This is a genomic window from Pseudomonas sp. WHRI 8519 (assembly GCF_040224055.2).
In the GTDB taxonomy this organism is placed as follows: domain Bacteria; phylum Pseudomonadota; class Gammaproteobacteria; order Pseudomonadales; family Pseudomonadaceae; genus Aquipseudomonas; species Aquipseudomonas putida_X.
In genome coordinates this window covers 1,001,747-1,027,446 of sequence record NZ_CP167996.1, presented here as the reverse complement: position 1 = coordinate 1,027,446, position 25,700 = coordinate 1,001,747, and the positions used below count along the sequence as shown (strand labels likewise).

At 61.7% G+C, this 25,700-nt stretch carries 24 protein-coding genes; 7 read left to right on the top strand and 17 right to left on the bottom strand.

The window, feature by feature from the left end:
• Window positions 1–106 precede the first annotated feature (106 nt).
• From groL to ABRP30_RS04700, 6 genes are all read right to left on the bottom strand, one after another.
• Window positions 107–1,747, bottom strand: coding sequence for a chaperonin GroEL (groL, locus tag ABRP30_RS04725; protein WP_012312890.1), 1,641 nt, complete (start codon window positions 1,745–1,747; stop codon window positions 107–109).
• A gap of 48 nt (window positions 1,748–1,795) precedes the next feature.
• Complete coding sequence (locus tag ABRP30_RS04720; RefSeq protein ID WP_009395550.1) at window positions 1,796–2,089, bottom strand: co-chaperone GroES; 294 nt, start codon at window positions 2,087–2,089, stop codon at window positions 1,796–1,798.
• Window positions 2,067–2,312, bottom strand: a complete 246-nt coding sequence (locus tag ABRP30_RS04715) for a hypothetical protein (RefSeq protein WP_349976477.1) — start codon at window positions 2,310–2,312, stop codon at window positions 2,067–2,069. Before ABRP30_RS04715 ends, ABRP30_RS04720 begins: the two co-directional genes overlap by 23 nt.
• A gap of 17 nt (window positions 2,313–2,329) precedes the next feature.
• Complete coding sequence (locus ABRP30_RS04710) at window positions 2,330–2,791, bottom strand: FxsA family protein (protein WP_267821188.1); 462 nt, start codon at window positions 2,789–2,791, stop codon at window positions 2,330–2,332.
• A gap of 66 nt (window positions 2,792–2,857) precedes the next feature.
• A complete protein-coding gene (locus tag ABRP30_RS04705; protein WP_349976478.1) occupies window positions 2,858–3,589 on the bottom strand; it encodes a DUF2470 domain-containing protein in 732 nt (243 codons plus the stop codon).
• A gap of 148 nt (window positions 3,590–3,737) precedes the next feature.
• Window positions 3,738–4,748, bottom strand: a complete 1,011-nt coding sequence (locus tag ABRP30_RS04700) for a DUF481 domain-containing protein (RefSeq protein WP_349976479.1) — start codon at window positions 4,746–4,748, stop codon at window positions 3,738–3,740.
• Window positions 4,749–4,900: 152 nt separating this feature from the next.
• Between ABRP30_RS04700 and ABRP30_RS04695 the strand changes: the two genes are divergently transcribed.
• Both ABRP30_RS04695 and ABRP30_RS04690 read left to right on the top strand, forming a co-directional pair.
• A complete protein-coding gene (locus ABRP30_RS04695; protein WP_241804735.1) occupies window positions 4,901–5,254 on the top strand; it encodes an MGMT family protein in 354 nt (117 codons plus the stop codon).
• A 43-nt stretch (window positions 5,255–5,297) separates the two neighbouring features.
• Window positions 5,298–6,845 (top strand): AmpG family muropeptide MFS transporter, encoded by a 1,548-nt coding sequence (locus tag ABRP30_RS04690; RefSeq protein WP_349976480.1) that lies wholly within the window; start codon window positions 5,298–5,300, stop codon window positions 6,843–6,845.
• A 63-nt stretch (window positions 6,846–6,908) separates the two neighbouring features.
• Here ABRP30_RS04690 and ABRP30_RS04685 read toward each other — a convergent pair whose 3' ends face one another.
• The 3 genes from ABRP30_RS04685 to ABRP30_RS04675 all read right to left on the bottom strand — a co-directional run bounded on the left by ABRP30_RS04685 (window position 6,909) and on the right by ABRP30_RS04675 (window position 9,817).
• On the bottom strand, window positions 6,909–8,153 hold the full coding sequence (locus ABRP30_RS04685; protein WP_349976481.1) for an MFS transporter: 1,245 nt from the start codon (window positions 8,151–8,153) through the stop codon (window positions 6,909–6,911).
• A 222-nt stretch (window positions 8,154–8,375) separates the two neighbouring features.
• Window positions 8,376–9,218, bottom strand: coding sequence for a mechanosensitive ion channel family protein (locus tag ABRP30_RS04680; RefSeq protein ID WP_267821182.1), 843 nt, complete (start codon window positions 9,216–9,218; stop codon window positions 8,376–8,378).
• Window positions 9,219–9,331: 113 nt separating this feature from the next.
• Entirely contained in the window at window positions 9,332–9,817 is a 486-nt protein-coding gene (locus ABRP30_RS04675) for a YajQ family cyclic di-GMP-binding protein (RefSeq protein WP_267821180.1), read from the bottom strand.
• A gap of 102 nt (window positions 9,818–9,919) precedes the next feature.
• Here ABRP30_RS04675 and ABRP30_RS04670 point away from each other — a divergent pair, with 102 nt between their 5' ends.
• The 3 genes from ABRP30_RS04670 to ABRP30_RS04660 are packed head-to-tail and all read left to right on the top strand — an operon-like array spanning window position 9,920 to window position 13,473.
• Window positions 9,920–10,837, top strand: coding sequence for a putative 2-dehydropantoate 2-reductase (locus ABRP30_RS04670; protein WP_349976482.1), 918 nt, complete (start codon window positions 9,920–9,922; stop codon window positions 10,835–10,837).
• Window positions 10,838–10,874: 37 nt separating this feature from the next.
• On the top strand, window positions 10,875–12,905 hold the full coding sequence (locus ABRP30_RS04665) for an ATP-binding protein (protein ID WP_267821176.1): 2,031 nt from the start codon (window positions 10,875–10,877) through the stop codon (window positions 12,903–12,905).
• A gap of 1 nt (window position 12,906) precedes the next feature.
• Window positions 12,907–13,473 (top strand): cob(I)yrinic acid a,c-diamide adenosyltransferase, encoded by a 567-nt coding sequence (locus tag ABRP30_RS04660; RefSeq protein ID WP_349976483.1) that lies wholly within the window; start codon window positions 12,907–12,909, stop codon window positions 13,471–13,473.
• Window positions 13,474–13,513: 40 nt separating this feature from the next.
• Here ABRP30_RS04660 and ABRP30_RS04655 read toward each other — a convergent pair whose 3' ends face one another.
• The 4 genes from ABRP30_RS04655 to secA form a co-directional block, all read right to left on the bottom strand.
• Complete coding sequence (locus ABRP30_RS04655) at window positions 13,514–14,458, bottom strand: Nudix family hydrolase (RefSeq protein ID WP_349976484.1); 945 nt, start codon at window positions 14,456–14,458, stop codon at window positions 13,514–13,516.
• Entirely contained in the window at window positions 14,455–15,087 is a 633-nt protein-coding gene (locus ABRP30_RS04650) for a glutathione S-transferase family protein (RefSeq protein ID WP_349976485.1), read from the bottom strand. Before ABRP30_RS04650 ends, ABRP30_RS04655 begins: the two co-directional genes overlap by 4 nt.
• Window positions 15,088–15,218: 131 nt before the next feature.
• Window positions 15,219–16,436: a bifunctional glutamate N-acetyltransferase/amino-acid acetyltransferase ArgJ gene (argJ, locus tag ABRP30_RS04645; RefSeq protein ID WP_349976486.1), complete on the bottom strand. Its 1,218-nt coding sequence runs from the start codon at window positions 16,434–16,436 to the stop codon at window positions 15,219–15,221.
• Window positions 16,437–16,623: 187 nt separating this feature from the next.
• The gene (gene secA / locus ABRP30_RS04640; RefSeq protein WP_267821166.1) at window positions 16,624–19,359 is read right to left on the bottom strand and encodes a preprotein translocase subunit SecA; all 2,736 of its coding nucleotides are present in this window, start codon (window positions 19,357–19,359) and stop codon (window positions 16,624–16,626) included.
• Window positions 19,360–19,670: 311 nt separating this feature from the next.
• Here secA and ABRP30_RS04635 point away from each other — a divergent pair, with 311 nt between their 5' ends.
• Window positions 19,671–20,138: a DciA family protein gene (locus ABRP30_RS04635; RefSeq protein ID WP_349976487.1), complete on the top strand. Its 468-nt coding sequence runs from the start codon at window positions 19,671–19,673 to the stop codon at window positions 20,136–20,138.
• 100 nt (window positions 20,139–20,238) lie between these two features.
• Window positions 20,239–21,198: a hypothetical protein gene (locus ABRP30_RS04630; protein WP_349976488.1), complete on the top strand. Its 960-nt coding sequence runs from the start codon at window positions 20,239–20,241 to the stop codon at window positions 21,196–21,198.
• A gap of 83 nt (window positions 21,199–21,281) precedes the next feature.
• Here ABRP30_RS04630 and lpxC read toward each other — a convergent pair whose 3' ends face one another.
• From lpxC to ABRP30_RS04610, 4 genes are all read right to left on the bottom strand, one after another.
• Entirely contained in the window at window positions 21,282–22,193 is a 912-nt protein-coding gene (lpxC, locus tag ABRP30_RS04625) for a UDP-3-O-acyl-N-acetylglucosamine deacetylase (protein ID WP_267821162.1), read from the bottom strand.
• A gap of 112 nt (window positions 22,194–22,305) precedes the next feature.
• Entirely contained in the window at window positions 22,306–23,502 is a 1,197-nt protein-coding gene (gene ftsZ, locus ABRP30_RS04620) for a cell division protein FtsZ (protein WP_003251871.1), read from the bottom strand.
• A gap of 55 nt (window positions 23,503–23,557) precedes the next feature.
• Window positions 23,558–24,814 (bottom strand): cell division protein FtsA, encoded by a 1,257-nt coding sequence (gene ftsA / locus ABRP30_RS04615; protein ID WP_012312872.1) that lies wholly within the window; start codon window positions 24,812–24,814, stop codon window positions 23,558–23,560.
• A gap of 14 nt (window positions 24,815–24,828) precedes the next feature.
• Window positions 24,829–25,698, bottom strand: coding sequence for a cell division protein FtsQ/DivIB (locus ABRP30_RS04610; protein ID WP_241804720.1), 870 nt, complete (start codon window positions 25,696–25,698; stop codon window positions 24,829–24,831).
• Window positions 25,699–25,700 lie beyond the last annotated feature (2 nt).

Below are 25,700 nucleotides of genomic sequence, written 5' to 3'. Positions count from 1 at the left end.
ACCGGACAGTGCCAGTACTGGTAGATATTCAGCGAAGTTGCCGCAAACGAAAAAGCCCCGATTCTCGCGAACCGGGGCTTTTCCTGTTACAGGGGGTAAGGCTGGCTTACATCATGCCGCCCATACCGCCCATGCCGCCCATGTCTGGCATGCCGCCAGCTGGCTTGTCTTCCGGCAGGTCGGCAACCATGGCTTCGGTGGTGATCATCAGACCGCCGATCGAAGCAGCTGCTTGCAGGGCCGAACGGGTGACCTTGGCTGGGTCAAGGATACCCATCTCGATCATGTCGCCGTATTCGCCGGTAGCCGCGTTGTAGCCGTAGTTACCCGAACCTTGCTTGACCTTGTCGGCCACCACGCTTGGCTCGTCGCCGGCGTTGGCAGTGATCTGGCGCAGCGGCGCTTCAACAGCGCGACGCAGCAGAGCGATACCGACGTTCTGGTCTTCGTTGTCGCCTTTGAGGTCGACAATGGCAGCCAGGGCGCGAACCAGGGCAACACCACCGCCAGGCACCACGCCTTCTTCGACGGCTGCACGGGTAGCGTGCAGGGCGTCTTCAACACGGGCTTTCTTCTCTTTCATTTCAACTTCGGTGCCAGCACCGACCTTGATCACGGCAACACCGCCAGCCAGCTTGGCCAGACGCTCTTGCAGCTTCTCACGGTCGTAGTCCGAAGACGTTTCCTCGATCTGGGCACGGATCTGCTTGACGCGTGCTTCGATGTCGGCGTCAACGCCAGCACCGTCGATGATGGTGGTGTTTTCCTTGGACAGGATGACGCGCTTGGCGTTACCCAGGTGCTCCAGGGTGGTGGTTTCCAGGGTCAGGCCGATTTCTTCGGAGATGACCTGGCCGCCGGTCAGGACGGCGATGTCCTGCAGCATGGCCTTGCGGCGGTCGCCGAAGCCAGGTGCCTTGACTGCGGCTACCTTGACGATACCGCGCATGTTGTTGACGACCAGGGTAGCCAGGGCTTCGCCTTCGACGTCTTCAGCAACGATCAGCAGTGGGCGGCCGGCCTTGGCAACGGCTTCCAGCACTGGCAGCAGCTCACGGATGTTGGAGATCTTCTTGTCAACCAGCAGCAGCAGCGGGCTTTCCAGCTCGGCAACCATGGTGTCTGGCTTGTTGACGAAGTAAGGCGACAGGTAGCCGCGGTCGAACTGCATGCCTTCTACGACGGACAGTTCGTTTTCCAGGCCCGAGCCTTCTTCAACGGTGATCACGCCTTCTTTGCCGACTTTCTCCATGGCTTCGGCGATGATTTCACCGATGGAGTTGTCGGAGTTGGCGGAGATGGTGCCTACCTGAGCGATGGCCTTGGAGTCGGCGCATGGCTTGGACAGGTTTTTCAGCTCGGCGACGACTGCAGCGGTGGCCTTGTCGATACCGCGCTTGAGGTCCATCGGGTTCATGCCGGCAGCGACGGCCTTCAGGCCTTCGTTGACGATGGCCTGAGCCAGAACGGTCGCGGTGGTGGTGCCGTCACCGGCAGCATCGTTGGCCTTGGAAGCGACTTCCTTGACCAGCTGGGCGCCCATGTTCTCGAAAGCGTCTTTGAGCTCGATCTCTTTGGCGACGGAAACGCCGTCCTTGGTGATGGTCGGCGCGCCGAAGCTCTTGGCCAGGACGACGTTGCGGCCTTTCGGGCCCAGGGTCGCTTTTACCGCGTCAGCCAGAACGTTGACACCAACGAGCATTTTTTTACGGGCGGAATCGCCGAATTTTACGTCTTTAGCAGCCATGATCGTTTAATCCTTGAAATTCTTTGGAGTAACGGGAAGTCGGGTAAATCAGCCTTCGACAACGGCGAGGATTTCGTTCTCGCTCATTACCAGCAGGTCTTCGCCATCGACTTTCACGGTGTTGCTGCCCGAGTAAGGGCCGAAAACCACTTTGTCACCCACTTTGACGGCCAGTGCACGTACTTCGCCGTTGTCCAGGATGCGACCGGTGCCGACGGCGACAACTTCGCCACGGTTTGGTTTTTCAGCGGCCGAACCCGGCAGGACGATACCGCCAGCGGTTTTCGATTCTTCTTCGCTGCGACGGATGACTACGCGGTCATGCAGAGGACGAAGCTTCATTGTCGATCTCTCCCAATTTGTGGTTTTCATCGGCCGGTGTCGACACCGGCGGGTTGATGCGGTCCGGCGTTGCCGGGGTGGCCCGCGACGGGCGAACCACCTGTGTATTGTCCGGTGTTGCCACCAGAAACCTTGCGGTGACCACATACATGAGGCCGGCAGGATCAATTACAAGGCTTGCTGCAGAAATTTTTTCAACGAGCAGAAATGCTTGGGGCCGCAAAGCGGCCCCAAGGATGTCTATTTGTCGCGACGTTCGTACTCGCCTTCGATCACATTGGGCCGGTGGCCGCTGTCGCGCGGCTGTGCCTGATAGGGGTCATCCTGAAACGCCCGCTGGCGCATGGCCTGGGCCTCGGCACGCTGACGCATCTTGCGCGCGGCAAAGTGGCGGGTGAAGGGCAGCAGGCAGAGCAGGCCCAGCACGTCACTGATGAAGCCGGGGAGCAGCAGCAGGCCACCGCCCACCGCCAGCATCAGGCCCTGGAACATGTCTTCGGCAGGCAGTTCGCCACGTTGCAGGCTTTCACGGGCACGCAACGCAGTGGCCAGGCCCGCCACACGCATGACCAGCACACCCAGCGCGGAGCCTGCGATGATCAGCAGCAGCGCCGGGAAGAAACCGATGGCTGCGCTGACCTTGACGAAGACGAACAACTCCAGCACAGGGAAAAGCAGAAACAGCAGTAGAAAAGCACGCATCAAGGATTCCTCGACGGAAGACTATCTTCCTTTAAGACCATCAGATGGATGCGTGCGCTCGCTTTTTCAAGCTTCGATTTCTGCCGGGGCCGGCCATTGGTCGGCGCGCGCCAGTAAAACCAAGGCCTCGCGAACTTGTGTCGGCGTATTGCAATTGCTTGGAAAAGCCAGCCAGTGGATACCTTGGCCGATACGCAGGTGCATGCCTTCACTGTCGATGCCGACCAACTGCGCTGGCGCGCTGCGCGGCAAATCGCTCAATGCTACGTAGTGGGCGATGGCGTTGGCATGGTCGCTGTTCATGTGCTCGATCATGCTGGCCTCGGCCTTGCCGGCGAAGGGATTGGCCAGCGTCACCTGGTCGAGCCAGTGAATCGCGCCGAAGCCACCTATGTACCGATGACGCACCGGCTGCAGCACCCAGAAGTCGAAGTCGTGCGCCTTGTGGTAGTTGGCGGCATCGGGGAAGTAACGGTAGTAGCGTTCGGCAGCGGCGTCGACGGCCGCTTCGTCCAGCAGTTTGTGCGCCTCGGCCATGATGGTCAGGCGGCCCACGGCCTGCACGTCCTCAGCCTCTCGCTCCCCCACCAGCAAGGAGCACTTTGGGTCTTTCTGCAGGTTGTGGGTGTGCTGGGCGATGCGGCTGATGAGGATCAGCGGGTTGCCCTCGGCATCCAGGCAGTAGGGCACCACAGAGCCGAAAGGGAAGCCAGGCATGGACTTGGAATGGGTCGAGAGTACACCGCGGTACTCCTTGAGCAGCAGTTCCCGGGCGGGGCGGATGGCCTTTTGACTCACGTCTTACTCCTCGGCAGGGCTAGGGGGCCCTTAAGCTTCAAGCTTCAAGCTGCAAGCTGCAAGAAAAAGCGGGAGCGGGGCGCCATGCCATCTGCTTTCGCTTGGAGCTTGGAGCTTGGAGCTTGCAGCTTGCAGCTTGCAGCTGCCCTTACCAGGTCACGCCAAAGCCTGCGGTGTAGCGCGTCTTGTCCAGGTCACTCTCACGTGTGCCAGTGATGATGTCCTTTTCAGCCTTGAGGTTGAGCGAGGCCCATTCGGTCACTTTGTAGCGCAGCCCCACCTCCGCATCGAGCGAATAGTCGGCTACGCCACCCAGAGGCTTGGCGAACTCACCGTTGGTGAACAGCTGGACATTCTTGCCGATCAGATAACGGGTGTAGTCCCACTTCACCGCTGCCGCATAGAAGTTGTCCTTGCTGCCATCCTGGTATTCGAAGTCGGTGCGGTTGATCAAAGAGCCGAGCGAGAACGCGCCCAGTTCGTCATCCCAGAACTGGTAACCGGGGCCGGTACCCACGGTGCGCTGGCGCGCCAGATCCTCGATGTGATCACGCTTGTACTCAAGACGGCCCTGCCAGAACCACTTCTCGGTGATGAAGCGATCGAGCGCGTACTCCGCGCTCCAGTTGTTGGTCGTGGTGACCTCGTCCTTGGTCTCGCGGTTGTACTCGCCTTCAGCGTTGTGCCGCCAACGGCCATGGCGGGCCGTGGTCTTGAAGCCGATGTCATAGTCATCGGTATCGTTCTCCGCGCGTTTATAGTCCAGCGCGGCATCGACATTACCTTTCCAGACCAAGTCCTCGACCACAGGCTTGGGCTTCATGATCTGCTCGATGCTGGCAAGCTCGACAGTCTTGGGCGCGTCACCATTGGCCAGGGTCACCTTGCCCGGTTCAGCGGCCTTCAACGACTTGGCCCGTTCCCCGTTGTAGGCATCCTGCTTGACCAGCAACTCCTGGTCGCTCTCCAAGGTCCGCACCTGTTTCCAATCCAGCGAGATAGAGCCACCGTAAGGGGTCTCCAGCAACAACTTGCCACCGTCAAAAACGCGAATCTTGCCGCTCAAGCGGTCACCGTTCTTCATCCACACGGTGTCGGCGAACGCAGAAGAAGCGCACAAGGAAACGGTCAGCAGGCACAGCAAGGATCTAGAATGCATAAGCGAAATACAGGTTCGATTAGACGAATGAGCCGGGCATTATCCGGATGCGGACGACCAGAGCAAGGAAAGACCCACCACCATGGCGTTGAGTTCAATACGCATTTACCGTGACCATTGGTCCGGTTTCACTTCAGGCCAGGGCTGCCGGGATGTCTGAGGGATATGAGCACGCGCTGGAAACACCCGAGGCCCGACGAACGGCGCTTTATTCGGTACTGGGCCAGGTGCCTGCCGGCAAGGTGGTCAGCTACGGTCAGCTCGCCGAATTGGCAGGGCTTGGCCGAGCGGCGCGTTGGGTTGGCAGGACCCTTGGCCAGCTGCCTGCGGACACCCGCCTGCCGTGGCACCGAGTGCTGGGTGCCGGCGGCCGTCTGAGCCTGGCGCTGGGCACGCCATCGGGTGACGAACAAAGGGCGCGGCTGCGTGCGGAAGGCGTGAATGTAGCCAATAATCGTGTGGATATGATGCGCCATGGCTGGCGCCCGATGGAGCACAGCGGTTAGAGTGCGCGTTTTGTTTTCGCAAACTTGAGGCAGATGTTGGCCCATGCCCCGTAAAACCTGGCGCGCTGCGCTCGCTGCCTATGCCAGCCCGTCAACCCTGGTGCTTCTGCTGCTCGGCTTCGCTGCCGGTCTGCCCTACATGCTGGTGTTTTCGACCCTGTCGGTGTGGCTGCGCGAAGCTGGCGTGGCGCGCGAAACCATTGGCTACGCCAGCCTGATCGGCCTGGCCTATGCCTTCAAATGGGTATGGTCCCCGCTGCTCGATCAGTGGCGGCTGCCGCTGCTCGGTGGGCTGGGTCGCCGGCGCTCGTGGCTGTTGCTGTCACAGGCACTGGTGGTGATCGGCCTGGTGGGCATGAGCCTGTGTGACCCCCAACAGCACCTGTCGTGGCTGATCGCTCTGGCTGTGCTGGTCGCGTTCGCGTCGGCCACCCAGGACATCGCCGTCGACGCCTACCGCCTGGAGATTGCCGACGATCAACGTCAGGCCGCCCTGGCCGCAAGCTACATGGCCGGTTACCGGATCGCTGCGCTGCTCGCCACCGCTGGCGCCCTGTTCTTTGCCGAGTGGTTCGGTTCCACGGGCTTCAGCTACCTGCACAAGGCCTGGGCCGGCACTTACGTCCTGTTCGGTGTGATGATGCTGCCGGCGCTGTTCACCACGCTGGTGATGCGCGAACCTCCCGTGCCCCTGCGCACCCAGTTGTCGGCAGCCCGCTACGGGCTTATCCACCAACTGGCTTCGGTGTTCGTGCTGATCATCCTTTTGGTATCGGTGCCGGCAAGCTTCACCCAGCTGTTCAACACCGATTGGGCCAGCGTCATCTTCGGCGATGCCACACCACTGGACCTGCTGCTCGAAGACCGCGCCTTCCTGCGCCTGATTCTCTATATACTGCTGAGCTGGGCGTGCCTGTCGGGCATGGGCCGTCGCGGCCTGGCGCCAGTGCTGACGCCAGTCAATGATTTCATCACCCGTTACCGCTGGCAGGCCCTGCTGCTGCTGGGGCTGATCGCCACCTACCGGATGTCGGACACGGTGATGGGCGTCATGGCCAACGTGTTTTACATCGACATGGGCTTCACCAAGGACCAGATTGCCAGCGTCAGCAAGATCTTCGGCCTGATCATGACCTTGGTGGGCGCAGGCGCAGGTGGGCTGCTGATCGTGCGCTTCGGCATCCTGCCGATCCTGTTCATCGGCGGTGCGGCTTCGGCGGCGACCAACATCCTGTTCCTGATGCTGGCCGACATGGGGCCGAACCTGCAAATGCTGGTGGTGACCATTTCCCTGGACAACTTCAGCTCGGGCCTGGCGACATCGGCGTTCGTCGCCTACCTGTCGAGCCTGACCAACCTGAAGTTCTCGGCCACGCAATATGCCCTGCTGAGCTCGATCATGCTGCTGTTGCCACGCCTGATCGGCGGCTATTCGGGGGTGATCGTCGAGAAGTTCGGTTATCACGACTTCTTCCTGATCACCGCCCTGCTGGGTGTACCGACCCTGATCCTGATCGCCTTGCAATGGCGACAGGAAGCAGGCCGCGGGAAACAGGCACCGGTGGATAACTCGGCGACCGAGCAGCACTGAGGGACACTCGCGGACGTTACCAGCCCCATCGCCGGCTTGCCGGCAATGGGGCCACTGCCATCGCTACTGAGCGACAGCACCCTCATCAGGCCGGCCACCTACCACAGACCACAACGGCCAGAGCGCCAGCGCCCCCGCTACCCCTGCCGCCAGTGCGAAGTGCATCAAGCTCGACCCCGCCCCGATCATGGCCATGAGCGCCCCGCCCAGGCCCAACAAGGCAATGGTGATCATCCCCAGCATCGCAGACACCAACCCTTTGCTCTGATCGCTGGAGAACAGCGTCATGCGGTACAGCACCGCATTGGCCACGCCCAGGCCCAGCGCATACAGCGACATGCCCGCCACCACGCTGGTCACGCTGGGCCAGTACCAGGTGGCTAGCACCATCAGGCCCAAACCTGCCAGGTACGGCCACAGCGCGCCGCGCACCAGCGCCGGCAGCGGATAGCGATCAGCGATGCGGTTGATGATCAGGTTACCCAGGATCAGCCCGCCGAATACCGGCAACTGCCACAGGGCATATTCCATCGTGCTGAGCCCCTCGTCGTGGATAAGCAACACGGGAGAGAGGCCGATCCAGCCGATCAGCGGCAGGCCCACCAGGCCCAACGCCGCGCTGCCGGCGACGAAACGCCGGTTGGCCAGCAGCTGGCCATAGCCCGCCAGTAGCGGCAGCAGGTGGATCGGCGTGAACGGCAAGCGGGAGCCGTCGCGCCGCTCCACACCCAAGGTCTCGGGCATCAAGCGGTACAGCAGCCCCCACACCAACACCGCACCGGCGGCGAACGCCACGAACAGCCAGCGCCAGTCCAGCCATTGCAACATCAAGGTACCCACCAGCGGGCCGAGCAGTGGCGACAGCAAGGCAATATTGGCCAGCAACGCCATCATCCGCACCGCATCGGCCTCGCTGAACGCTTCGTTCAGGGCCGGGTAGCTGACCGTCACCACAAAGCCCAGGCCGATGCCCTGCAATAGCCGCAGCAGGTTGAAAAGGCCAATGTCTTGCACCCAATAGGTGGCCAGGCAAGCGGCACCAAACAGCGCGCAACCGGCCAGCAGCAGTGGACGACGACCATAACGGTCGGCCAGCGGGCCGATCAGCCACTGCAATACCACACCACCGAGCAGGTACAGGTTCAATGCGTGGGGGATGTAGTCGGGGCTGGCCTTCAGGTGGTCGACCACCACCGGCATGGCCGGCATGACAGCGTCGCTGGCGAGGTAGGTCAGCAGTTCGAACAGGGCCAGGGTCAGGCCGAACAACAGGGCTCTGAGAGGGTTGATGTACAGCAATGGTTTCATGGTGAGTATCGGTGCAAAGGCAGGTGGGGCTAGGCTATATGCCAGAAATGACGCGGCTTGGCTGTGAACAAGTGTAACGACAAGGGGCCGCTGCGCGCACCAATCGCCACCAAGCCGGCCCCCACAGGCTCACTGCAAACATCCGGCGCAGTGCATTAACTGTGAGAGCCGGCTAGCCGGCGATTGGGCCACACGGCGGCCCCTTTGTCATAACCTGAAGCGTTACTGCACGGCAGACTCCTGGACCACTCGAATCACCCGCTGCGGGAACGGAATGTCGATGCCTTCGGCCTTCAGGCGATCACGCGCATGTTCATTGAGCATGAACATCACATCCCAGTAATCGCTGGTCTTGGTCCACAGGCGCAGCGAAACGGTGATCGAGCTGTCACCCAGGGTCGACACCACGGCCTGCGGCGCAGGGTCAGCCAGCACGCGAGGGTCCTGCGCAAGCTCGAGCAGGACGTTGCGTGCCACCTGGAGGTCGGCCTCGTAATCCACACCCACGTCGAACACCACCTTGCGGGTCGGCTGACGGTTGGTGTTGGTGATGATGCCGTTGGACAGGCTGCCGTTAGGCATGATCACTGTCTTGTTGTCACCGGTGCGCAACACGGTGTGGAAGATCTGAATGCTGTCTACCGTTCCCGCCACACCCTGCGCCTCGATCCAGTCGCCGATGCGGAACGGGCGGAACATCAGGATCAGCACGCCGCCAGCGAAGTTCGCCAGGCTGCCCTGCAAGGCCAGGCCGATGGCCAGGCCGGCGGCACCGATGGCTGCAACGAAGGAGGTGGTTTCGATGCCGATCATCGACGCCACGCTGACCACCAGCAGCACTTTCAGCACGATGTTGGCCAAGGTGCTGATGAAGCCCTGCAGCGCCAGGTCGGCGTTACGCAGCCCCACCAGTTTGCCCAGGCGGGCGCTGACCTTGTTGACGATCCACCAGCCGACCGCCAGGGTCAGCAGTGCCAGCAGCACACGGCTGCCGTATTCCATGATCAAAGGGATCCAGGTCTGCGACTGGCGGACCAGCTGATCGACTTCAGCGTTCAAATCCATGTTCATCTCCTGGTACCGAACGGCACGTACACGTAAAACCGGCCACCACACTATCAGCGGCCATGACCCCCATGGACATCATTGCGCCATCGGGGTTCCTGGTGACACCAGGATCAGTCGCGGAAGTTGTTGAACTGCAGCGGCATGTCGAACTCTTTGGCACGCAAGGCAGCGATGGCTTCCTGCAGGTCATCCCGCTTCTTGCCGGTCACCCGCACCTGCTCACCCTGGATCGCAGCCTGGACCTTGAGCTTGGCATCCTTGATGTGGGCGACGATTTTCTTGGCCAGCTCTTTGTCGATGCCTTCGCGGAACGTGGCTTCCTGCTTCATTTCCTTGCCCGAGGCGTAGGCGTCTTTGACTTCCAGGCACTTGACGTCGATCTTGCGCTTGACCAGCGCCAGGCGCAGGATTTCGATCATCGCCTCGAGCTGGAACTGAGCCTCGGCAGTCAGCATTACGGTCTGTTCCTTGTCCTTGAACTCAAAGCTGCCCTTGCCTTTGAGGTCGTAACGACGGTCGAGCTCCTTGATGGCGTTTTCCACAGCGTTCTGCACTTCGTGCTTGTCCAGTTCCGATACCACGTCGAACGAAGGCATGGTTGTTCTCCATAAAATAAAAGCGCGCTCAGTCTGAAGATGGAGCGCGTCGGGGTTTGAAGGTTAAAATGCGGGCTTATTATAACGGGTTGCGAAACGCAGATGAGCAGCACCTGGCATATTCTCGGCGCCGGTAGCCTCGGCACCCTCTGGGCTTGCCGGCTGGCACGCGCCGGCAAGGCGGTGCGCCTGATTCTGCGCGATCGTCAGCGGTTGCAGGCCTATGAACAGGCTGGCGGCTTGACCCTGGTCGAACAGGACCACCCCAATCATTACGCGATCCCTGCCGAAACAGCCGATGCCAATGGGCCGGTGCACCGCCTGCTGGTGGCGTGCAAGGCCTACGACGCAGCACCTGCCATCGCACAGCTGGCCCCGCGCCTGGCCGCTGGCGCTGAAATCGTGCTGCTGCAGAACGGCCTGGGCAGCCAGGACGAAGTCGCCGATCAGGTACCGCAGGCCCGCTGCATCTTCGCCTCCAGCACCGAGGGTGCGTTCCGCGAGGACGACTGGCGGGTACGCTTCGCCGGCCACGGTTTCAACTGGCTGGGCGACCCGGCCAACCCCGCCGCGCCGGAGTGGTTCGACGAGCTCCACGACGCCGGCATCCCGGCTCAATGGACCGTGGACATACTGACCCGCCTGTGGCGCAAACTTGCGCTCAATTGCGCGATAAACCCGCTGACCGTACTGCACGACTGCCAGAACGGCGGGCTGCTGGGGCATCTTGGCGAAGTCGATGGGCTGATAGCAGAACTGGGCGAGCTGCTGGGCCGCTGTGGCCAGCCCCAAGCTGCCGATGATTTGGGCGAAGAAGTTCATCGGGTGATTCTCGCCACGTCAGCCAACTACTCTTCCATGTATCAGGATGTGCGTGCTGGCCGGCGTACCGAGGTGCACTACCTGCTTGGCCACGCCTGCCGCGCAGCCACGCGCCATGGCATGGAGCTGCCTCGGCTGGAACACCTGCACCAGAGACTGGTCGATAACCTGCGTGCTCGTGGCTTGCCAAGCGCCTGACGCGCCCCATCAACCGGATACGGACATTGCCTAGCCCATGACCTTGCGCCAACGCCTGGAAAACCTCCCGGTCGGGCAGAAGCTGCTGGCCGCCCTGCTGGTGCTGCTGGTGACCATCCTGCTGGTGGCCAACCTGACCTTCATCAGCGCCGCCTACTGGATCACCCAGGAGAGCATGGCGCCGCAAGCGTTGCAGACCATCGGCCGCCTGGTCGCCAACCCTCAGCTGGCCGCACGCGCCGGCGAATCCCCAGACGCTGCCACGGCACTGCTCAAAGAGCTGGACAGCTATACGCCGCTGCGCGCTGCGGCGGTCTATGGTGGCGATGGTCGCATGCTGGCCCAATTGCAACATGGCGACCCGCTTGCCCTGCCCAAGCGCTATCGAAACATCGACAGCTGGCGCTTGATGGAGTTTCGCAGCACCGAACTGATCCGTATCCCCCGTGATGCCCGCCCGCCCGCACACCTGCTGCTGGTGGCCAGCAGCGAACTACCCACCGCGTTCTATACCGGCACCCTGAGTGCCAGCCTGGCGATCCTGGTATTCAGCATTCTGTTATGGCTGGTCATCGCCCGGCAGATCAAGCGCCTGATCACGCAGCCGATCAATCAGCTCGAAGAACTCAGCCGCCAGGTCACCCGCGAAGAAAGCTACGCGCTGCGCGCCAAACGGGGCAACGACGATGAGATCGGCAGCCTCGCCGATGCCTTCAACACGATGCTATCGCGCATCGAGGCGCGCGAGCAGCAACTCAAGCGCACCCGCGACGAATTCCAGGACGCTTACGATCAGGCCCAGGGCCTGGCCGAGGAAACCCGCCATACCAACCGCAAGCTGGAACTGGAAGTCCAGGTGCGCAGCAAGATCGAGAAAAAACTCACCGGCTTTCAGAATTATCTCAACAGCATCATCGACTCCATGCCTTCGGCGCTGATCGCCCTCGACGAGCAGCTCTATGTCACCCAGTGGAATCACGAGGCCACGGTGCTCTCCGGCACGCCGCTGGACGAAGCGCTGAATCAGCCGATCTTCATCGCTTTCGAGCCGCTCAAGCCGTTCCTGCCGCAGCTCAAGGAAACCGTGGAAAAACACCGTGTCGCCAAGATCGAGCGGGTGACCTGGGCCAAAGGCGATGACCTGCGCCATTACGCCCTGACCTTCTATCCACTGATGGGTGGCGGTGGCCGCGGCGTGGTCATCCGCATCGACGACATCACCCAGCGCCTGTCGCTGGAGGAGATGATGGTGCAATCTGAGAAGATGCTTTCGGTCGGCGGCCTGGCGGCCGGCATGGCGCACGAAATCAACAACCCCCTGGGGGCGATCCTGCATAACGTGCAGAACATCCGCAGGCGCTTGTCGCCGGAGCTGCCACGCAACCAGGAGCAAGCCGGCGAGCTGGGCATCGACCTGCCCAGCGTCAATCGCTACCTGGAGAGCCGCGAAGTGCCGCAACTGCTGGATGGCATTCAGCAGGCCGGCGCCCGGGCGGCCAAGATCGTCACCCATATGCTCAGTTTCAGCCGCCGCAGCAACCGCCAACTGGCGCCCTGTGACCTGCCGGCATTGATCGACCAGGCCGTGGAAATCGCCGGTAACGACTTCGACCTGGCCATCGGTTTCGATTTCAAGGGCCAAGCCATTGTCCGCCAGTTCGACCCCAACCTGGGGCCGGTGCCGTGCACCGCCAACGAGCTGGAGCAAGTGCTGCTCAACCTGCTGAAGAATGCCGCCCAAGCCATTCACCAACGGCCTCAACCCTGCGAGCCAGGAAAGATCACCCTGCGCACCCGGCTCAGCCCCCCGTGGGCCGAGATCCAGGTCGAGGACAACGGCGTCGGCATGCCCGAAGCAGTCCGCAAGCGCACCTTCGAGCCGTTCTTCACCACCAAGGAAATCGGCCAGGGCACGGGGCTGGGCTTGTCGGTTTCCTACTTCATCATCACCAATAACCACAAGGGGCAGATGGAAGTGCATTCCACGCCCGGCCAGGGCACTTGCTTCACCCTGCGCCTGCCCCTCGGTCAGCCGTCTGCAGCGGCACCGAACCAGACGGAGACATGACATGGGCTATCGCCTGTCGAAAATCTACACCCGCACCGGCGACACTGGTGAAACCGGCCTTGGCGATGGGCGCAGAGTGCCCAAGGACCATCCTCGGATCGAGGCCATCGGCGAGGTGGACAGCCTCAACAGCCAGCTTGGGCTGCTGCTGGCCGGCTTGGCAGAACAAGGCCTGGATGAGGTCAGCGAGGTTCTCGCGCCTTGCCAGCATCGCCTGTTCGACCTCGGCGGCGAGTTGGCGATGCCCAGTTACAAGGCGTTGAACGAGGCCGAGGTGCAACGGCTTGAGGCCGCCATCGATGAGTGGAACGAGGAGCTGGGACCGCTGACGAACTTTATCCTGCCCAGTGGCTCGGCGCTGGTCGCCCAGGCGCACGTCTGCCGAAGCCTGGCGCGCAGTGCGGAGCGACGCTGCCAGCAATTGAATGCGCTTGAGCCTCTGGAAGGTGTGGGGCTGGCGTACATCAATCGCCTTTCCGATCTGCTGTTCGTGGCGGCGCGGATCATCGGGCGGCGGCAGGGCATTGCCGAGGTGCTGTGGCAGGCTGCGCAAAAGCCAGCAGGCTGAAACCGCAAGGGGCTGCGTGGCAGCCCCTGCGATAGCCGGTTCAGCTCTCAGGCCAAAAGGCCCGAATCCCGGCAACACCTTGCGCCCCGGCTTCCCAGGCCTGCTCACGCGCCTGTGGCCCTACACCACCGAGCAGGAACACCGGCTTGCCGAAGCCGGCAATCAAGCGCTGAGCCTCATCCCACCCCAGCGGCGCGGCGTCAGGATGGGTCTGCGTCGCCTGCACTGGCGACAGCGTGACGAAATCCACGCCCATCTGCTCAGCCAGCGCCAGCTCTTCAGCACTGTGGCAGGACGCTGCCAGCCAACGCTCTTTAGGGAAAGGCCGACCCTTGGCGGCATATTTACGCAGTTGCGCAGCCGTCAGGTGCCAGCCGGCAGAGGGGAAATCGCCCAACCACTCCAGCGGCCCCTTGAGCATCAACTGGGCCTTGCCCGCACATAGCCCCACTGCATCCACCGCCACATCGCGGTACTTGGGATCGTACATGTCCGGCGCACGCAACTGGATCAGGCGGATACCGGCGGCGACTGCCTTCTGTATCCCCTTGAGCAGCTCGGGCACGTCCAGGCCGTCCGGGGTGATCAAGTACTGATCGGGCAGGCGCGCGGCGGCCACGATCGGCTTGTTGGCCTCGGGGAACGCATACTGCGGCAAGTCCCTGGGCGACACCCAGGCCAGCGGCTGGCCTTCAGCGCCATGGGGTTCGCCGGTGAACGCTTCGACCTCACGGACATCGAGCAATACCTGCTTGTCCGGGTAGTCGTGGCTGACCTTGATCAGCGCCCGAGAACGGGTCACCTGGATTCCCAGCTCTTCGCGAAGCTCCCGAGCCAGCGCCGCCTCGACGCTTTCGCCCTCCTCCACCTTACCGCCGGGGAATTCCCACAGGCCGCCCTGATGCTGGCTGCCAGCGCGTCGGGCAATGAGGATGCGGCCGTCTGTACCGCGGATGACACCTGCTGCTACATGAATCCGTTTCACCCTTCACGCTCCGCCAGGCCTGCTTGCTGCCAGGCCTTGAAGGCTGGCCATTGGTAAATGGTTTCGACATAGGTCGCGGCGTGCGCTGGCAGCTCTACACGGTAAGCGCGCAGGCGCACGGCAACTGGAGCGAAGAAGGCATCGGCCAGGGTCGGCTTGCCGAACAGGAATGGCCCACTGTCCTTGGCCACCAGACGGCATTCGGACCACAGCGCGACGATACGGTCGATATCCACCTGCACATCCAGCGGGATGGTTTCCAGCGCCTCGTCCCGGGAAAGATCGAACGGCATGGCGCCACGCAGGGCGAAGAAACCGCTGTGCATCTGCGCGCAGGCCGAACGGGCCTGGGCACGGGCGGCAATATCGACAGGCCACAGGTGCGCCTCGGGGTGGCGCTCGTTGAGGTATTCGGCGATGGCCAGGGAATCGGCGATCACCCCGTGCTCGGTCTTGAGCAGCGGCACCTTGCCGGTGGAAGAAAATGCGAGAAGGCGCTGACGGGTGTCGGGCTGGTTGAGTTTGATCAGGGTCTCTTCATAGGGAACGCCGGCCAGCTCGAGCGCCAGGGCGCCGCGTAGCGACCAGGAAGAATACAGCTTGTCGCCGATGATCAGGTGATAGCTCATGGGTCGGCTCCGATGATGTGGCAATGTCGGTAGGCCTGAGGCTGCAGTGCAGCCTGTCGCCAGCCAGCCGGCTCCCTGCTGCTCAGTGCAATGACTGCGGGAGGCGGCGCGCCGGCGATGAGGCCGTTGGATCAGGTACGGTATTCGGCGTTGATCTTCACGTATTCGTGGGACAGGTCGGTGGTCCAGATGGTTTCGCTGCACGGGCCACGGCCCAGCTCGATACGGATGGTGATCTCTTCCTGGGCCATCACCGCCGAGCCCTGCTCTTCGGTATAACTCGGGCTGCGGCCGCCTTTGCTGGCGATACACACAGTGTCGAGGTACACGTCGATCAGGCTTACATCCAGCGCAGGCACCCCAGCGCGCCCTACGGCAGCGAGGATGCGGCCCCAGTTCGGGTCGGAGGCGAACAGCGCGGTCTTGATCAGCGGCGAGTGAGCCACAGCGTAGCCGACATCCAGGCATTCCTGGTGGTTGCCACCGCCATTGACCTGCACGGTCACGAACTTGGTAGCGCCTTCGCCGTCACGGACGATGGCCTGGGCCACTTCCATGCACACTTCGAACACCGCCTTCTTCAGTGCGTCGAACAACGCGCCGCTGGCCTCGGTGACTTCTGGCAGGCCCGCTTTGCCAGTGGCGATCAGCATGCAGCAGTCATTGGTCGAGGTGTCGCCATCGATGGTGATGCGGTTGAACGACTTGTTGGCGCCGTCGAGCATCAGGTCCTTGAGCACGGCCGGGGCGACTTTGGCGTCGGTGGCGATATAGCCGAGCATGGTGGCCATGTTCGGGCGGATCATGCCGGCGCCTTTGCTGATACCGGTGACGGTCACGGTCACGCCTTCGTGCTGGAACTGACGGCTGGCACCCTTGGGCAGGGTGTCGGTGGTCATGATGCCTGTGGCAGCTTCAGCCCAGTTGTTTTCCGACAGGTTGTCCAAAGCGGCCTGCAGGGCACCTTCGATCTTTTCGACCGGGAGCGGCTCTCCGATCACACCGGTGGAGAATGGCAACACCGATTCGGCAGGCACGCCGGCCAGTTCCGCCAGCTTGGCGCAGGTACGCTCAGCGGCGGCTAGCCCCGGCGCACCGGTACCTGCGTTGGCGTTGCCAGTGTTGGTCAGCAGGTAACGCACAGTGCCCTGAACGCGTTGCTTGGCGAGGATCACCGGTGCTGCGCAAAAGGCGTTGAGGGTGAATACGCCTGCCACGCTGGAGCCCTCGGCGCAGCGCATGACCACCACATCCTTGCGCCCTGGGCGCTTGATGCCGGCAGAAGCGATGCCGAGTTCAAAACCCGGAACCGGATGCAGGGTGGGCAAAGGACCAAGACCAACAGCCATTAGAGCGCTCCTAGAAAAACGGTGAAGTGATAAGGGAAGAGCAGGGCCGCTTCGCGCCCCATGTGCGGCACAAGGCCGCTCCTACAGGGACCGAGCCAACCCGTGGGCGAGCGCGATGTGTGAGAGCGGCCTTGTGTCGCGAAAGGGCCGCACTGCGGCCCCCGGCTTTTACAAACGCCCGTTCAGATCACTCGATCTGACCATGGCAATGCTTGAACTTCTTGCCCGAGCCACACCAGCACGGCTCGTTGCGGCCCAGCTTCTGATCGTTGCGTACCGGCGCCACGGCGACCGCCACTTCGGCACCTTCTTCGCTCAGTTGCTCGCTCTCAAGGCCGGGCGCAGGGGCGTGCTGGAACTGCATGCGGCTGGCCAGTTCTTCGGCTTCGCGGCGCAGTCGGGCTTCTTCTTCGACCGGGTCTTCGCGGCGTACCTGAACGTGGGACAGCACACGGATAGTGTCGCGCTTGATCGACTCGAGCAATTCCTGGAACAGGGTGAAGGATTCGCGCTTGTACTCCTGCTTCGGGTTCTTCTGCGCGTAACCACGCAGGTGAATGCCGTGGCGCAGGTGGTCCATGGTCGACAGGTGGTCTTTCCACAGGTCGTCCAGCACGCGCAGCAGGATCTGCTTCTCGAAGGTACGCAGGGCGTCGATGCCGGCCTGGTCTTCCTTCTCGTTGTAGGCGTCGGTGATTTCCTTCAACAGCTTCTCGCGCAGGGTCTCCTCGTAGAGGTGATCGTCCTCGTCGAGCCACTGCTGGATCGGCAGCTTGATGCCGAAGTCGCTGGCCAGCGAAGCCTCCAGGCCGGCCACGTCCCACTGCTCGGGCAGCGATTGCGGCGGGATGTGCTGGCTGATGGTGGCATCGAGCACTTCCTGGCGGAACTCGGCGATGGTGTCACCGATGTTCTCGGCAGCCAGCAGGCTGTTGCGCATGTGGTAGATCACCTTGCGCTGTTCGTTGGCCACGTCATCGTATTCGAGCAACTGCTTACGAATATCGAAGTTGCGGCCTTCGACCTTGCGCTGCGCCTTTTCGATGGCGTTGGTGACCATGCGGTGTTCGATGGCCTCACCGGACTGCATGCCCAGTGCTTTCATGAAATTCTTCACCCGATCGGAGGCGAAGATACGCATCAGGCTGTCTTCCAGCGACAGGTAGAAGCGGCTGGAACCCGGGTCGCCCTGACGGCCGGAGCGGCCACGCAGCTGGTTGTCGATACGGCGCGATTCGTGGCGTTCGGAGGCGATCACGTGCAGGCCACCGGACTCGATCACCTGCTGGTGCCGCTTCTGCCAGTCGGCCTTGATCTGGGCGATCTGCTCGGGGCTTGGGTTCTCCAGGGCAGCCACTTCGGCTTCCCAGTTACCCCCCAGCAGAATGTCGGTACCACGGCCGGCCATGTTGGTGGCGATGGTCAGTGCACCCGGAGCCCCCGCTTGCGCGATGATCTCGGCTTCCTTTTCGTGGTACTTGGCGTTCAGGACCTTGTGCTCGATGCCTTCCTGCTTCAGCAGGTTCGACATGTGCTCGGAGGTTTCAATGGTCGCAGTACCCACCAGCACCGGACGGCCCTGGGTCATGCTTTCCTTGATGTCGGCGATGATCGCAGCGTACTTCTCGTCCGCGGTCAGGTACACCAGGTCGTTGAAATCCTTACGCGCCAGCGGCTTGTTCGGCGGGATCACCATCACGTTCAGGCCGTAGATCGACTGGAACTCGAACGCTTCGGTGTCAGCGGTACCGGTCATGCCGGACAGCTTGGTGTACAAGCGGAAATAGTTCTGGAAGGTGGTCGACGCCAGGGTCTGGCTCTCGGCCTGGATGTTCAGGTTTTCTTTCGCCTCGATGGCCTGGTGCAGGCCTTCGGACAGGCGACGGCCCGGCATGGTCCGGCCGGTGTGCTCGTCGATAAGCAGGACCTGACCGTCCTGAACGATGTACTCGACGTTGCGGTGGAACAGCTTGTGCGCACGCAGGCCGGCGTAGACATGAGTCAGCAGGCCCAGGTTGTGCGACGAATAGAGGCTCTCGCCTTCGGCCAGCAGGCCGGACTGGGTGAGCATCTCTTCGATGAACTGGTGACCGGCTTCGTTGAGTTCGACCTGGCGGCTTTTCTCGTCGATGGTGAAGTGGCCTTCCTGGGTGACCTGGCCTTCGACTTCTTCGATGTGCTGGGTCAGGCGCGGGATCAGGCGGTTGATCTCGATGTACAGCTTGGAACTGTCTTCGGCCTGGCCGGAGATGATCAGCGGCGTACGGGCTTCATCGATGAGGATCGAGTCGACTTCGTCGATCACGGCGAAATTCAGTTCACGCTGGAATTTCTCGTCCAGGCTGAAAGCCATGTTGTCGCGCAGGTAGTCGAAACCGAATTCGTTGTTGGTGCCGTAGGTGATATCGGACGCATAGGCAGCGCGTTTTTCCTCTGGCGGCTGGAAGGCCGAGACGATGCCGACCGACAGGCCGAGGAACTCATACAACGGGCGCATCCAGTTGGCGTCGCGGCGCGCCAGGTAGTCGTTGACCGTGACCACGTGAACCCCTTTGCCGGAAAGGGCGTTGAGGTAAACGGCCAGGGTACCGACCAAGGTCTTGCCTTCACCGGTACGCATTTCTGCGATCATGCCCTCATGCAGGGTCATGCCGCCGATCAGCTGAACATCGAAGTGGCGCATGCCCATCACGCGCTTGCCGGCTTCACGGGCCACGGCGAAGGCTTCAGGCAGCAGTTGGTCCAGTGTCTCGCCCTTGGCCAGACGCTCCTTGAACTCTGCGGTTTTGGCGCGCAGTTGCTCATCGGAGAGGGCGACCATTTTCTCTTCGAAGGCATTGACGATGTTCACCGTCTTGAGCATGCGTTTCACTTCACGCTCGTTCTTGCTTCCAAAAAGTTTCTTTAACAAAGGCGCAAACATATCGGCAGGATCTTCCACACGTAGGGATGGAGGGCGGCCCCATGAGTCGCCCGTGCAGCCCTTGGGCCGCATGCGAACGAGCATTCTACCCGGAAACGATGGTGAGGAAAGTGGTGGATTTCCACGATGCTGGCACAGCGCTTAGGCGGGGCGTTTTCTAAGATAAGGGCATTTTCGCTGAGTTCAACCCGGAGCATCATGAAACGTATCGAGAATGACTCTTGTCCGGCTGGCGTACGAGGGCCCTGGCGCCGCCAGGCAGGCCGGTGGAGGTGTTAGACTGCCGGTCTTGTAACCCGATGCGACGCCCAATGGCCTACAAACCCTCCCCCGCCCAGCCCCCTTCAGCACTGCTGCGCCAGGTGCGCCCGCTGCGCCTGTTGCTGAACCAGGCCGAACGCCTGGCGCACCTGCAGCGCCTGCTGGAAAGCCAGTTGCAACCGGCTGCCCGCGAGCACTGCCATGTGGCTTCGTGGCGCGATGGCACACTGTTGCTGGTGGTGACGGACGGGCACTGGGCCACACGCCTGCGCTATCAGCAGAAGCGCCTGCTGGCGGCATTGCAGACCATGGAGGCGTTCGGCAACCTCAGGCGCATCCTGTTCAAAGTGCAGCCACCGCTGGTTCCGGCCAAACGCGGTACAAATACCACGGAGTTGTCCGTCAATGCCGCGCAGAGCATTCGCGGTTCTGCCGAAGGCATTACCGACGAAAAGTTGCGCGCGGCACTGGAGCGTTTGGCCAACAATGCTTCACGCGTCACAAAGCCTTCAGAATAAAACACGCAAAAAAAACGGTATTTTACGACTGATAATTTTACCAGTAGCCGGTAAATTTTCGAGATGGTTTATTGAGCGTTCTCAACCTAGGAACTGCGCCATGACCATGCCCACGACTGACTATAGCGAACACACAACTTTCACTGAAAAAGAATACAACGGCTGGAACGCCATTCGCAGCAAGCACTCACTCACATTCAACACCGCAAATGAAAGCAATATCTATGTTGAATATAACTCGCCAGCGAACCTTCCACCGCTTCCCCAGCATGATGGCGTGCTGCTGATCCAGAAGACGATAAGCGGCCTGATCGCGGGACACCTCTACTCCATCAGCCTGCGTGTCAAGCGGTTCCCCAAGGACCCCGTCCCGCACCTCACCTGGTACATAGACGACACTGTCCAGCACCGCTCAAGGCTTGAAAACCACCACGACTGGCAACGTTTCGTTGTCGACTTCCGCGCTACCGCCCCGACTCATACCCTGACGCTTGGCAGCTTCGAACCTGACAATACACATGTGCATTTCGCTTTCGACGATATCCGCATTTATCCGCACGTACTTCACATCAATTTCGAAGAACAGCCCCATGGCGAACAGCTTATTCTACCCGGGCAATCACTCGTACTTCCGCACCTAACGCTGCGCCATGTGAGCAGCAAGAATGGAGCTAAAACTGGCATTGAGATCGTCAATCAACCCGTTGAAAACAGGGCGGAAGGAAAGGCACTTGTACTCTCCAAAGGCCAAAGCTCGGACGAGAGTAAAGTAGCACTGGACCTGAACGGTGAATATGGGTACATGGCGTTTGCCTGGAGCCTGATTCATTACACAGGGTCAGTAAGTTTCTTCACCTCGACTGAGCCAGATCCGCTAAGAACAATCAACCTTGAGAGTGACGGCACACCCCAGCACTTCCTGGTGAGGTTCCGGTCGCCCAGCGGCAAGCCAATCACACGCGTGGAATTCACCTCGCAGGACCACAGTTACATCGATTTCATCCTGCTGAAAACGCATGCTGTCCTGAGCGCCCACGACACAGATAGCGATGACGCATGACGCCCCCAAGGATGCCTGGAAAACTCAGCACATAAAAAAGGCCACCCGAAGGTGGCCTCAATCACTAGAGAGAGTGTTCGAACTTACACGGCCGCAACAGGGCGCATATAAGAGATCGGTGCCGTACTGGCATCTTCGAAAGTGACCACTTCCCAGGCGTCGGTTTCCCTGATCAGCTTACGCAGCAGCTGGTTGTTCAGCGCGTGCCCGGACTTGTAGCCCTTGAACTCGCCAATCAGGCTGTTGCCCAGCAGGTACAGGTCGCCGATGGCGTCGAGGATCTTGTGCTTGACGAATTCGTCTTCGGAGCGAAGACCGTCTTCGTTAAGTACGCCGGTCTCATCGACGACGATGGCGTTCTCGACACTGCCACCGAGCGCAAGGTTGTGCTTGCGCAGGTACTCGATGTCACGCATGAAACCGAAGGTGCGGGCGCGGCTGACTTCCTTGACGAACGAGGTGCTGGAGAAGTCGACGACGGCGCTCTGGGTCTGGCCCTTGAGGACCGGGTGATCGAAGTCGATCTCGAAGCTCACCTTGAACCCTTCGAAAGGCAGGAAGGTAGCGCGCTTGTCGCCCTCCTCCACTGTCACTTCACGCAGGATGCGGATGAACTTCTTGGCTGCGTCCTGTTCTTCCAGGCCGGCAGACTGAATCAGGAATACGAAGGGACCGGCGCTGCCATCCATGATCGGAACTTCCGAGGCGGAGAGCTCGACGTAGGCGTTATCGATGCCCAACCCCGCCATGGCGGAAAGCAGGTGCTCGACGGTATCGACCTTGACGTCACCGTTGACCAACGTGGTGGACATGGTGGTCTCACCGACGTTGGCCGCACGTGCCGGGATCTCGACCACAGGGTCGAGGTCGGCGCGACGGAAGACGATGCCGGTATCGACAGGCGCAGGCTTGAGGGTCAGATAGACCTTCTCCCCGGAGTGCAGGCCGACGCCTGTGGCACGGATGGTATTCTTCAGGGTGCGTTGTCTAATCATGGCATTGGCCGCTTCAGCGCAAATTGCGAACAGGTATCAACAAAGGCTGGGGATGATAACAGACCCGGCCTTTGCTGAACACCAATCACCCTTATACCCCTGATAAATTCCATTAATCGGCCTGACGACGCAGGAAGGCCGGGATATCCAGGTAATCCAGGTCATCCTGAGGGTTGAGTTTAGCTGCTGCGGCAGCGCCTGCGTGGGCCTGGTTGCGCATCACGGTCGGACGCTCCAGGTCACGGTAGTTGACCGCTGGCTGCTCCTGACGAACAGGGGCCGGGTTAGAGGCCTCGTACGCCTGCTGAGCGGTCTGCAGGGTGTTGTCGACCACCTTGACCGGCTTCTCGATGCGCGCGCCCAGGCCAGTGGCCACCACGGTCACGTGCAGCTCATCGCGCATGTCCGGGTCGATCACGGTGCCGACCTTGACCATCGCGTGGTCGGAGGCGAAGGCTTCGATGATGCTACCCACATCGGAGTACTCGCCCAGCGACAGGTCAGGGCCTGCGGTGATGTTCACCAGGATGCCGCGGGCGCCCTGCAGGTTGACGTCTTCGAGCAACGGGTTGCGGATTGCCGCCTCGGTGGCTTCGCGAGCACGGTTCGGGCCGCTGGCGCAACCGGTACCCATCATCGCCATGCCCATCTCACCCATTACGGTGCGCACGTCGGCGAAGTCGACGTTGATCATGCCAGGGCGCTTGATGATGTCGGAAATACCGCGAACGGCACCGGCCAGTACATCGTCAGCCTTGGCAAAGGCGGACAGCAGGCTGGCATCCTTGCCCAGGATGGTCAGCAGCTTCTCGTTGGGAATGGTGATCAGCGAGTCGACGCTCTCGGCCAGCATGCGGATGCCTTCATCGGCGATCTGCATACGTTTGCGACCTTCGAACGGGAACGGACGGGTCACCACGGCAACCGTGAGAATGCCCATTTCCTTCGCCACTTCGGCGATGATCGGCGCCGCACCGGTACCGGTACCGCCGCCCATGCCGGTGGTGATGAACACCATGTTGGTGCCCTGCAGCACCTCGGCGATGCGCTCACGGTCTTCCAGCGCAGCCTGACGGCCGACTTCCGGATTGGCACCGGCACCCAGGCCCTTGGTGACCCCGGTACCCAATTGCAGGATGGTGCGCGCGCCGATGTTTTTCAGCGCCTGAGCATCGGTGTTGGCGCAGATGAACTCCACACCTTCGATGCTGCTCTTGACCATGTGGTTGACGGCGTTGCCGCCGCCACCGCCGACACCGATCACTTTGATGACCGGGCTTTGCGGGACGTTGTCTACGAGCTCGAACATTTTCCCTCTCCTTTCAGTTCTCTAGTTGTCGCGCCTACCACTACTGCTTTGAAACTTAGAAGTTGCCCTGAACCCACCGCTTGAAGCGCTCAAGCACTGGGGCCTTCGGTTCATCGCCATAGCTGTTGCTGCTGCTGTTACCGGTCAGGGGCAGGTCTTCGGACTGCTTCTGCAGGCCGTACGCGAGCAAGCCCACGCCGGTGGAATAGATCGGGTTGCGCACCACGTCGCTCAGCCCCCGAACGCTGTGCGGTACGCCCAGGCGTACCGGCATGTGGAAAATTTCTTCTGCCAGCTCTACGGCGCCTTCCATCTTGGCGGTGCCGCCGGTGAGGACGATGCCGGCCGGCACCAGGTCCTCGTAGCCGCTGCGGCGCAGCTCGGCCTGGATCAGCGTGAAAAGCTCGTCGTAACGAGGCTCCACGACTTCAGCCAAGGCCTGGCGCGACAGTTCGCGCGGCGGGCGGTCGCCAACGCTCGGCACCTTGATGGTCTCGCCGGCGCCGGCCAGTTTGGCCAGGGCGCAGGCGTAACGGATCTTGATTTCTTCGGCGTACTGGGTGGGGGTACGCAGGGCCATGGCGATGTCGTTGGTGACCTGGTCGCCGGCAATCGGGATGACCGCCGTATGGCGGATCGCACCTTCGGTGAAGATGGCGATGTCGGTGGTGCCGCCACCGATGTCCACCAGGCACACGCCGAGCTCTTTCTCATCGTCGGTCAGCACCGAGTAGGCCGAGGCCAGTTGCTCGAGGATGATGTCGTCGATTTCCAGGCCACAACGGCGCACGCATTTTTCGATGTTCTGCGCCGCGTTGACCGCGCAGGTGACCACGTGAACCTTGGCTTCCAGGCGCACACCCGACATGCCCAGCGGCTCTCGCACGCCTTCCTGGTTATCGATCACGTAGTCTTGCGGCAGGGTGTGCAGCACGCGCTGGTCAGCCGGAATGGCCACGGCCTGTGCAGCGTCCAGCACACGCTCGAGGTCGGCAAGGCTGACCTCGCGGTCGCGGATGGCGACGATGCCGTGGGAGTTCAGGCTGCGGATATGGTTACCGGCCACACCGACGAACGCCGAGTGGATGCGGCAACCAGCCATCAGCTGAGCTTCTTCCACTGCGCGCTGGATCGACTGCACGGTGGATTCGATGTTCACCACCACGCCCTTCTTCAGGCCGCGGGAAGGGTGAGTACCGATCCCGACGATCTCCAGGGTACCGTCTTCGCCAACTTCACCCACCAGCGCCACCACCTTGGAGGTGCCAATGTCCAGCCCGACGATCATTTTGCCGCTATGCGCGTTTGCCATGGTCCTGCCTCTCTCTAATTCTTCGCAACGGCGGGTTGGGCCGTCGTCGGTGCGTTCGGTTCCCGCCAACCAACGGCAAGTCCGTTGGCATAACGCAGATCAATGCGGGCAATGTTGGTGATCTGCTCTTTGAGTGTCTTGTCGTAAATGGCAATGAAACGGCGCATTTTCTCCACCAGATGATCGCGCCCCAGCAGCAGCTCGACGCCCTGCCCGGTGCTGCCCGCACCGGTGGTCAGGAACCAGCTGCCACGCTCGCGCAGCTCCAGGCGAGCGATGGAAAAGCCCAGGGGGCGCAGCATCTGGCTCAATACCTGATACTGCTGCATGACTTGCTGCTGGGCACGCTGCGGCCCGGCCAACTGCGGCAGATGCTCATAGTTGGCCAGCTCGCGCGGGGTGAAGGCCTGGCCCTGGTTGTTGAGCAAGGCTTCCTCCCCCCAGCGTGCGACCGGCAACTGTTCTTCCAGGCGAATCACCACCTCGTCCGGCCAAACCCGGCGTACTTCGGCGTGGGCGATCCATGGCATCTGCTCGAGCTCGGCTCGCATCGCTGGGAGGTCGACGCTGAAGAAGCTCGCTGCCACGTAGGGCGCGATCCGCTGCTGCACCGACTGTTGGCTGATGTAACTGAGGTCGCCCTGCACGTCGATCTTGGTGATCGGCCGGTCGGCGTACGGCATCAGGCGAATGGCGCCCTCGTAGGCGCCAAAGCCTGCGGCCACCAGCAACACCGGCCACAGCAGGCGCTTGAGGCCGCCCAGGCTGGGCCGCGGCAGGCGCGCCGATACGGGCTCGTCGGCCACCAGTCGGCTGGCACCACGCGGCACCGGCTTGCTACGGCCGGTAACGGGTTGCTGCTGACGTATCATTGCGCCTTGCATGG

Bases quoted from the DNA above. Each gene is read 5' to 3' on its own strand.
- ABRP30_RS04670 (WP_349976482.1), top strand. From the start codon at position 9,920: ATGAGCAGCACCTGGCATATTCTCGGCGCCGGTAGCCTCGGCACCCTC.
- ftsA (WP_012312872.1), bottom strand. From the start codon at position 24,814: ATGGCAAACGCGCATAGCGGCAAAATGATCGTCGGGCTGGACATTGGC.
- ABRP30_RS04635 (WP_349976487.1), top strand. From the start codon at position 19,671: ATGGCCTACAAACCCTCCCCCGCCCAGCCCCCTTCAGCACTGCTGCGC.
- secA (WP_267821166.1), bottom strand. From the start codon at position 19,359: ATGTTTGCGCCTTTGTTAAAGAAACTTTTTGGAAGCAAGAACGAGCGT.
- ABRP30_RS04650 (WP_349976485.1), bottom strand. From the start codon at position 15,087: ATGAGCTATCACCTGATCATCGGCGACAAGCTGTATTCTTCCTGGTCG.
- ABRP30_RS04610 (WP_241804720.1), bottom strand. From the start codon at position 25,698: ATGCAAGGCGCAATGATACGTCAGCAGCAACCCGTTACCGGCCGTAGC.
- ABRP30_RS04695 (WP_241804735.1), top strand. From the start codon at position 4,901: ATGTCTGAGGGATATGAGCACGCGCTGGAAACACCCGAGGCCCGACGA.
- ftsZ (WP_003251871.1), bottom strand. From the start codon at position 23,502: ATGTTCGAGCTCGTAGACAACGTCCCGCAAAGCCCGGTCATCAAAGTG.
- ABRP30_RS04720 (WP_009395550.1), bottom strand. From the start codon at position 2,089: ATGAAGCTTCGTCCTCTGCATGACCGCGTAGTCATCCGTCGCAGCGAA.
- argJ (WP_349976486.1), bottom strand. From the start codon at position 16,436: ATGGCTGTTGGTCTTGGTCCTTTGCCCACCCTGCATCCGGTTCCGGGT.
- lpxC (WP_267821162.1), bottom strand. From the start codon at position 22,193: ATGATTAGACAACGCACCCTGAAGAATACCATCCGTGCCACAGGCGTC.
- ABRP30_RS04690 (WP_349976480.1), top strand. From the start codon at position 5,298: ATGCCCCGTAAAACCTGGCGCGCTGCGCTCGCTGCCTATGCCAGCCCG.
- ABRP30_RS04680 (WP_267821182.1), bottom strand. From the start codon at position 9,218: ATGGATTTGAACGCTGAAGTCGATCAGCTGGTCCGCCAGTCGCAGACC.
- ABRP30_RS04665 (WP_267821176.1), top strand. From the start codon at position 10,875: ATGACCTTGCGCCAACGCCTGGAAAACCTCCCGGTCGGGCAGAAGCTG.
- ABRP30_RS04630 (WP_349976488.1), top strand. From the start codon at position 20,239: ATGACCATGCCCACGACTGACTATAGCGAACACACAACTTTCACTGAA.
- ABRP30_RS04685 (WP_349976481.1), bottom strand. From the start codon at position 8,153: ATGAAACCATTGCTGTACATCAACCCTCTCAGAGCCCTGTTGTTCGGC.
- ABRP30_RS04700 (WP_349976479.1), bottom strand. From the start codon at position 4,748: ATGCATTCTAGATCCTTGCTGTGCCTGCTGACCGTTTCCTTGTGCGCT.
- ABRP30_RS04710 (WP_267821188.1), bottom strand. From the start codon at position 2,791: ATGCGTGCTTTTCTACTGCTGTTTCTGCTTTTCCCTGTGCTGGAGTTG.
- groL (WP_012312890.1), bottom strand. From the start codon at position 1,747: ATGGCTGCTAAAGACGTAAAATTCGGCGATTCCGCCCGTAAAAAAATG.
- ABRP30_RS04675 (WP_267821180.1), bottom strand. From the start codon at position 9,817: ATGCCTTCGTTCGACGTGGTATCGGAACTGGACAAGCACGAAGTGCAG.
- ABRP30_RS04660 (WP_349976483.1), top strand. From the start codon at position 12,907: ATGGGCTATCGCCTGTCGAAAATCTACACCCGCACCGGCGACACTGGT.